This window comes from Nocardioides sp. (assembly GCF_031422975.1).
Taxonomy (GTDB): Bacteria; Actinomycetota; Actinomycetes; order Propionibacteriales; family Nocardioidaceae; genus Nocardioides.
In genome coordinates this window covers 1-4,992 of sequence record NZ_JANPEO010000186.1, presented here as the reverse complement: position 1 = coordinate 4,992, position 4,992 = coordinate 1, and the positions used below count along the sequence as shown (strand labels likewise).

5 protein-coding genes are annotated in these 4,992 nt (G+C 69.2%); 3 read left to right on the top strand and 2 right to left on the bottom strand.

Features of this window, described 5'->3' with window-relative positions; genetic code table 11:
* The first annotated feature begins 231 nt into the window (after positions 1-231).
* From RMO85_RS05870 to RMO85_RS05860, 3 genes are all read left to right on the top strand, one after another.
* Positions 232-1,314: a CoA ester lyase gene (locus RMO85_RS05870; RefSeq protein WP_310527337.1), complete on the top strand. Its 1,083-nt coding sequence runs from the start codon at positions 232-234 to the stop codon at positions 1,312-1,314.
* On the top strand, positions 1,311-2,180 hold the full coding sequence (locus RMO85_RS05865) for a CoA ester lyase (protein WP_310527334.1): 870 nt from the start codon (positions 1,311-1,313) through the stop codon (positions 2,178-2,180). The genes RMO85_RS05870 and RMO85_RS05865 overlap by 4 nt, the downstream gene beginning before the upstream one ends.
* Positions 2,181-2,435: 255 nt before the next feature.
* On the top strand, positions 2,436-2,579 hold the full coding sequence (locus RMO85_RS05860) for a hypothetical protein (protein ID WP_310527331.1): 144 nt from the start codon (positions 2,436-2,438) through the stop codon (positions 2,577-2,579).
* Positions 2,580-3,062: 483 nt separating this feature from the next.
* Here RMO85_RS05860 and RMO85_RS05855 read toward each other — a convergent pair whose 3' ends face one another.
* On the bottom strand, positions 3,063-4,079 hold the full coding sequence (locus RMO85_RS05855; protein WP_310527327.1) for a M48 family metallopeptidase: 1,017 nt from the start codon (positions 4,077-4,079) through the stop codon (positions 3,063-3,065).
* 108 nt (positions 4,080-4,187) lie between these two features.
* Positions 4,188-4,992, bottom strand: an 805-nt coding sequence (gene hutU / locus RMO85_RS05850) for a urocanate hydratase (RefSeq protein WP_310527324.1), incomplete at its 5' end; no start/stop codon positions are given.

Genomic DNA, 4,992 nt, shown 5'->3' with positions numbered 1-4,992 from the left:
GCGGGTCTTCAAACACGTGCGGATGACCGAGGACATCACCCCGCTCGACCCGGCCGTCACCGAGCTCAAGTTCTACGCGCGCGGCGTGGGTGTCGTGCAGGAGTTCGACCTTGCCCCCGACGCGGCACGCACCGAGCTGGTCTCGTTCCACACCCCCCGCTGATCCGGCGTTGGGTCGAGCGTGGGATCCGTCATACCGGCGGGGGCGGGTGTGTGGGTAGGTTCGCGACCATGCGTTCAAGCAAGGACTTCTTCCGCCCGCTCGCCGTCGGTGCCCCTCAACCGGTCACCGAGATCCCCGCCCGACCGAGCCGCGCGATCCACTTCTTCGATCCGTCCAACGCCAAGATGGCCGCCAAGGTCCCGCAGATGGTCGGCACCGTTGACGTCCTCCTCGGCAATCTCGAGGACGCCGTCAAGGCAGACAACAAGGAGGCTGCCCGTGCCGGCCTGGTCCGGATCGCCCAGGAGACCGACTTCGGGCCGACCCAGCTGTGGACCCGGATCAACGCACTCGACAGTCCGTGGGCGCTCGACGACCTCACGACCCTGGTCACCGAGATCGGTGACAGGCTCGACGTGATCATGGTGCCGAAGGTGCAGGGCGCCGAGGACATCCACTACCTCGACCGGATCCTTGCGCAGCTCGAGGCCAGGGCCGGCCTGGACCGCCCGATCCTGGTGCACGCGATCCTCGAGACCGCCCGCGGGGTCGTCAACATCGAGGAGATCTGCGGTGCCTCCCCGCGGATGCAGGGCCTCTCGCTCGGCCCCGCCGACCTGGCCGCCGACCGCCGGATGAAGACCACCCGCGTCGGCGGCGGTCACCCCGGCTACCTCGTGCGCTCGGATCCCAATCCCGACCAGCCGGACGCCCACCGCTCGACGTACCAGCAGGACCTCTGGCACTACACGATCGCACGCATGGTCGACGCCTGCTCGATGCACGGCATCTACCCCTATTACGGGCCCTTCGGCGACATCGCCGACGTGATCGCGTGCGAGGACCAGTTCCGCAACGCCTTCCTGCTCGGCTGCGTGGGCACCTGGACCCTGCACCCCAAGCAGATCGAGATCGCCAACCGCGTCTTCGCCCCCAGCGTCGAGGACATCCGCCACGCCCGCCGCGTCGTCGCCGCCATGGACTCCCTCGGCGGCGGAGGCACCGGTGCGGTGATGCTCGACGGCAAGATGGAGGACGACGCCTCCCTCAAGCAGTGCCTGGTCATGGTCGAGCTCGCCGCGCAGCTGTCCGCGATCGACCCGACACTCAAGGCCCAGTACGACGCGATCTCGACGGAGGTGCCGGCATGACCGACCCGATCTTCCGCCCCCGCCGCTCGGTGCTCTACATGCCGAGCTCCAACGCCAAGGCGCTGGAGAAGGCCAAGACGCTCTCCGTCGACGGCATCATCTTCGACCTCGAGGACGCGGTCGCTCCCGATGCCAAGGACGAGGCCCGCGAGGCCGCGGCGGCGGCCGTCCGGTCCGGGGCGTACGGCGCCCGCGAGCTGATCATCCGCGTCAACGGCATCGGCACCGAGTGGCACGAGGCCGACATCGCCGCAGCGGCCGCGGCCGGCCCCGACGTGGTGCTGGTGCCCAAGGTCAACTCCGCCGACGAGGTGCGCCGGCTCGTCGCCGCCCTCGAGGCCGCCGGCGCACCCGAGAAGACCTCACTGTGGGCGATGGTCGAGACCCCGATCGGCATGCTGAACGCCCTGTCGATCGCGCAGGCCTCGCCGCGCCTGACCGGCTTCGTGATGGGCACCAACGACCTGGTCAAGGAGCTCTACGCCGAGCACGTCCCCGGCCGCCAGCCCGTCATCACCGGCCTGGGGCTCGCCCTGCTGGCCGCCCGCGCCGCTGGCATCGTGATCATCGACGGTGTCTACAACGACGTGTCGGACGTCGAGGGCTTCCTCGCCGAGTGTGAGCAGGGCCGCCAGATGGGCTTCGACGGCAAGACGCTGATCCACCCCGGACAGGTCGAGGGCGCCAACACCGCCTTCGCGCCCAGCGCGTTGGCCGTCGAGGACGCCCGCGGCATCCTCGAGGCGTGGGCCGCGCGCACCACCGGCGTCGTCACCTACAGGGGCCGCATGGTGGAGAACCTCCACGTCGAGTCGGCGCAACGCACCCTCGCCATCAACGACGCGATCCAGGTGCTCCAGGGCTGACGTGTCCCCTGGCCCGGACCCCGGCGTGTGGGGGATATCCATGGGCGGGATGGCTCGGTGATGGCGCCTCGGGCAACCATCCCTCCCATGGATATCCCGCTTCCACGACACCATCGACCCGGACGACCGCGCGATCCTCAGCCGACGATGGGACTGATCGACGGCATGAATGGTCGGTCCCGGATTAGACAGGCGTCCGATTGGCGGGCATAGTGGACGGTCGCTTCATAGGGGAGCGAACAAGGAGGTATCACCATGGTCGTACTTGGTCTGATTCTGCTCATCCTGGGTCTCGTCCTGCCCCAGTCCATCCTGGTCACGATTGGCGCGATCCTGCTGGTCGTCGGTCTGATCCTCAACTTCGTTCCGATCGGCGGCTCGAGCCGCCGGGTCTTCTAGCCCCGGCACCTTGCATCACGTGGCCCGGTCCCCCCAAGGGGGCCGGGCCACGACGCATTTCTGGCGATCGGCGACTGGCGATCGGCGCAGGCGGCTGAGCCGACAGCTCCGGCGTTGTAACACGTCGTCAGGTGCTCTTCCACGTCGTTGCAACGGCGTGGAAGAGCACCTGACAGCGTGTTACATGCCAAGGGGTTCGTGCTCCTGCCGACGAACCCGACGATCCCGGCGATCACCAACGCCACGGCGCCCGACCACCTGCGTGGGCGCTACAACGCGATCAGCGCGGGTGCAATCCGGCGGAGTCGCCGAGGACGTCACCGAGCGCCGTGCCGCCGAGGACGCGCTGGCGCACCCGGCGCGATCCTGGGCCCGGTGGTGGGCGGCGTGATGCTCAGCCAGGCTGGTCGTGGGCGTTCATCTCGATGATCGTCCTCGGCTGCGGGCGGACGGCCGTGCTGGCGCCCGTCATCGAGCGGCCGATCACTCGGTCCCGCGCGAGCCGAACTTCTCGTCGATCCAGAGCTTGGCGGAGCCCATGAAGCCCGCGATGTCGTGGACCAGGCGACCGAGGGTGTCCTGGGTGCGGCCGAAGGAGGCCGAGTAGCTCTTCGCCGCCTCTTGGGCCGCGTCGGACACCTTGGCGGTCGCGTCGTCCTCGCGGCGGGGATAGGTGCCGTGCAGGATCGCGGTGTACTCGCCGGACTCGGTCCAGCGCCGCAGCTCGCTCGCGCGCACCACGTTGAAGGGGTGCGACTGGCCCTCGACCAGGAACAGCTTGAGCACCGAGTCGCGCAGGTCCTCCGTCTCCTCGTACTCAGCGGCCTGGGCGAAGAAGGAGGTGATGTCGAGGTCGTCGAGGTGCCCGCCGCTCGCGAGCTTCATGTGGACGCGGGTCGCGACGGCCGGGTCCTGGGTGGACAGCAGGCCGGCCCGGTCGGCCGACAGCTCGGACTTGCGCGACCACTCCATCAGTGCGGCGATGATCGCTCGCAGTCCCAGCGCACCGCCGGGCAGCGCGTAGAACAGCCCGCTCATCCCCATCAGCCGGAGCAGCAGGGTGCGGTAGACGTTGTGCCCGCTCAGCGCGTGGCCGAGCTCGTGACCGATGACGAAGCGCAGCTCCTCGTCGTCGAGGAGATCGATGAGGCCGGAGTTGAGCACGATGACCGGCTTGTTCATGCCGATCGTCTCGGCCTGGAAGCCGGGGTTGGCGCGGACGTACAGCTCGGGCAGCTCGTCCGCGTCCAGCGTCGAGGCGACATCGGCCAGCAGCTGGTTGAGCCGGGGGAACTGGCGCTCGTCCACCCGGACGGCCGAGCCGAGCAGGAGCAGCCGCCACTGGCGCTCGTTGATCAGCCCGGACAGCGTCTTGAGGATGGTGTCGAAGCCCTTGAGCTTGCGCAGCGCGACCAGCGCACCCCGATCCGCGGGGTGCTCCCACGCCCTCGAGCTGACACCGATCAGGCGGACGCGGGACTTGGTCACGTTCTTGGCCATGGCCGGATCCTTGCACGGCGCTCCACGACCCGTTCGCCAATCACGGGTGGGGAACGAGATCGGGGCGTACGGCGAGTGCGGACCCGATTTCGCTCCCCGGCGTTCGCCTCAGCCCTCGGTCATCGGGATGCGTACGCCGCGCTCGGCCGCCACCTCGACAGCGCGGTCGTAGCCGGCGTCGACGTGTCGGATGACGCCCATCCCCGGGTCGTTGGTCAGCACGCGCTCGATCTTCTCCGCGGCCAGCGCGGTGCCGTCGGCGACGCAGACCTGGCCGGCGTGGATCGAGCGGCCCATACCGACGCCACCACCGTGGTGGATCGAGACCCACGTCGCGCCGGACGCGGTGTTCACCAGCGCATTGAGGAGCGCCCAGTCGGCGATCGCGTCGGAGCCGTCCTTCATGGCCTCGGTCTCGCGGTACGGCGACGCGACGGACCCGCAGTCGAGGTGGTCGCGGCCGATGACGATCGGCGCCTTGAGCTCGCCGGAGGCCACCATCTCGTTGAACTTCAACCCGGCGAGGTGGCGTTCGCCGTACCCCAGCCAGCAGATGCGGGCGGGGAGTCCCTGGAAGGCGACCCGCTCAGCGGCCATGGTGATCCACTTGTGCAGCCGTTCGTTGTCCGGGAACAACGACAGGATCGCCTTGTCGGTGGCGGCGATGTCGGCCGGGTCGCCGGACAGCGCGGCCCAGCGGAACGGGCCCTTGCCCTCGCAGAAGAGCGGTCGGATGTAGGCCGGGACAAAGCCGGGGAAGTCGAAGGCCCGGTCGAAGCCGCCCTTGCGAGCCTCGTCGCGGATCGAGTTGCCGTAGTCGAAGACCTCGGCGCCGGCGTCCTTGAAGCCCACCATGGCCGCGACGTGCGTCGCCATCGAGGCCTGCGCCTGTTTCGTGAATCCGGCAGGGTCG

Excerpts from the sequence above, each read along its gene's own strand:
- RMO85_RS05870 (WP_310527337.1), top strand. The coding sequence starts at position 232 with ATGCGTTCAAGCAAGGACTTCTTCCGCCCGCTCGCCGTCGGTGCCCCT.
- RMO85_RS05865 (WP_310527334.1), top strand. The coding sequence starts at position 1,311 with ATGACCGACCCGATCTTCCGCCCCCGCCGCTCGGTGCTCTACATGCCG.
- RMO85_RS05860 (WP_310527331.1), top strand. The coding sequence starts at position 2,436 with ATGGTCGTACTTGGTCTGATTCTGCTCATCCTGGGTCTCGTCCTGCCC.
- RMO85_RS05855 (WP_310527327.1), bottom strand. The coding sequence starts at position 4,079 with ATGGCCAAGAACGTGACCAAGTCCCGCGTCCGCCTGATCGGTGTCAGC.